The organism is Streptomyces hirsutus, from assembly GCF_001418415.1.
Lineage (GTDB): Bacteria > Actinomycetota > Actinomycetes > Streptomycetales > Streptomycetaceae > Streptomyces > Streptomyces hirsutus.
The window spans coordinates 1-2351 of sequence record NZ_LIQT01000029.1 but is presented as its reverse complement, the minus strand read 5'-3'; the positions used below and the strand labels follow the sequence as shown (position 1 = coordinate 2351).

Below are 2351 nucleotides of genomic sequence, written 5' to 3'. Positions count from 1 at the left end.
GACGGGGGGCGGGGCGGTCTGCTGTGTGGATATGTCCATCAGGGTCTCCGGTCTGCGGGGTCCCTCGCTGTTCGAGGGTCCCCCTGGCGGCGGTGCACCGGACGGTGCGGTCCGGCCCCGGGTGGCGGGGCCGGACCGCACTCGGGTCAGCTCAGGCTCGAGACGGTCTCGCGAACCTTGGTGATGATCTCCTCGGGCATCGGGGCGTAGCCGGCGTCGGCCAGCAGGCCCTGACCGTCCTCGGAGGCCATGTAGTTCAGGAAGGACTTCGTGGCGGGCAGGGTGTCCGCCTTGTTGCCCTTGTCACAGGCGATCTCGTAGGTCACCAGGACGAGGGGGTAGGCGCCCTCGGCCTCGGGGGTGTAGTCCAGCTCCAGCGCGAGGTCCTTGCCGGTGCCGACGACCTTGGCGGCGCCGATGGCGGCCGTGGCGTTCTCGATCGTGGCCTTGACCGGCTCGGCGGCCTCGGTCTTCACGTCGACGGTCTTGATGCCTTCCTTGGCGTAGGAGAGCTCGAAGTACGAGATCGCACCCGAGACCTGCTTCACCTGCTGGGCCACACCGGAGGAGCCCTGAGCGGACTGGCCGCCCTTGGCCTCCCACGACTTGCCCGGCTCGTACGGCCAGGCCTTCGGCGCGGCGGCCTTCAGGTACTTGGTGAAGTTGTCCGTGGTGCCGGACTCGTCCGAGCGGTGGAAGGCCTGGATCTTCAGGTCGGGAAGCTTCGCGTCGGGGTTCAGCTTCGCGATCTTTTTGTCGTTCCAGTTGGTGATCTTGCTGTCGAAGATCTCCGAGATGGTGGCGGCGTCCAGAACGAGCGTGTCGACACCCGGGACGTTGTAGCCGATGGCGATCGGGCCGCCGACCATCGGCAGGTCGATGGCCTGGCCGTCGGTGCAGATCTTCTTGGAGTCCTCGATCTCCTCCGGCTTGAGGGCCGAGTCGGAGCCGGCGAACGCGGTCTGACCCTGGAGGAAGGCGGTGATGCCGGCGCCGGAACCGTCGGGACGGTAGTTGATCTGCACGTCCTTGCAGGCGGCCGCGTAGTTCTTGACCCAGGCGTCGATGGCGTTCTTCTGGGCGGAGGAGCCGGAGGCCTGGAGCTGGCCCTTGGCGTCGGCGCAGTCGATGTTGCCGGCCTGAGCGCTGGCGGAGCTGTTGCCGCCGTCGCCGCCGGTGCCACCGCTGGTGTCGTCCGAGCCGCACGCCGTGAGGGCCAGGGCGCCGGAGACGGCGAGAGCACCGAGAGCGAGGGCCCGCCGGTTCTTGCGCTGAAGCTTCACTTGAGTTCCTTCCAGGAGCCGCCGTCCTGAATTCCGGCGGCGTGCGAAGTCCAAAGTCAGTCCGAGTGATGCGAGTGCCCGTTCGGTGGGTGGTTCGCATCCCGTAAGGCCGAAAGTAGGCAGAAGAGGTGAAGCAGCCCGTGGTCGTACATGAACGGGAGGTGAACCCCTATGGACGGTGCGGTGAGGTCACGGAACGCTTACGTCGAGGACACGGGACGATACCGGGCGGATGTCGGGCAGGAGCGGGACAGTGGGACAGTGCGGACACGGGGTGAACCGGTGCGGACACGGGGTGAGCCGGTGCGGACACCGGTGTGGTCCGGTGGGGAAAGGCCATGCGTACGGGTGAGGTGTCGGCAGGCGCTGACAGCCGCTATGCCGGCGGGCGGAACGTGGCGAGGAGGGCGTCCACCAGGTCCGCGTCCCTCGGCTCGGTGAGCCGGCGGCGGGCCATGTGCGGGGGGAGCCACAGGACGCGGTCCACCTCGTCGTTGGGGGTGAACGTGCCGGAGAGCGCCTCGGCGGCCCAGTAGCGGACGCGCTTGGGGCGGCCGTTCGCCAGATAGTGCGCCGACGGGAGCTCGGCGGCCGCCACGGCGGAGTGTCCCGTCTCCTCGGCGACCTCGCGCAGCGCGCCCGCGAGCGCGTCCTCGCCGCGCTTCAGCTTTCCCTTGGGCCAGGACCAGTCGTCGTACTTGGGACGGTGGACGAGACACACTTCGAGCGTGCCCGTGACCGGCGAACGGCGCCACAGGACGCAGCCCGCCGCCTGGACGGTCAGGCGGCAGGCCGTGCGCGGGCCGCGGTAGCCGTGGTCGGACGGGGTCGGGTCCACCGGGGTCTCCCTACAACGAGCCGAGGACGTCCTTCTGCCAGCTGCGCTGGAACGCGTACCGTGCCGCCTCCACCTCGTGCCGCTGGTCCGCGTGGAGCACCCCGAGCGCGTACGCCGTGGCCGGGGTGATGCGCGGGGTACGGGCGGCGTGCGCCGCGGCCGCCGACGCCTCGGACGCGTCCCGGTGACGGTCGAGGGCCTCGCCGGCGGCGAGCAGACGGAGGTCGGGG

Annotated in this window: 2 protein-coding genes and 1 pseudogene; all 3 read right to left on the bottom strand. The window is 69.9% G+C overall.

Annotated features, from left to right (window positions below):
* Positions 1-146 precede the first annotated feature (146 nt).
* Positions 147-1283: a phosphate ABC transporter substrate-binding protein PstS gene (gene pstS, locus AOK11_RS02485; RefSeq protein ID WP_055591969.1), complete on the bottom strand. Its 1137-nt coding sequence runs from the start codon at positions 1281-1283 to the stop codon at positions 147-149.
* A gap of 376 nt (positions 1284-1659) precedes the next feature.
* Positions 1660-2121, bottom strand: coding sequence for an NUDIX hydrolase (locus tag AOK11_RS02480; RefSeq protein WP_240497179.1), 462 nt, complete (start codon positions 2119-2121; stop codon positions 1660-1662).
* A gap of 10 nt (positions 2122-2131) precedes the next feature.
* Positions 2132-2351: pseudogene (locus AOK11_RS02475) on the bottom strand (CHAD domain-containing protein); the annotation flags it as partial.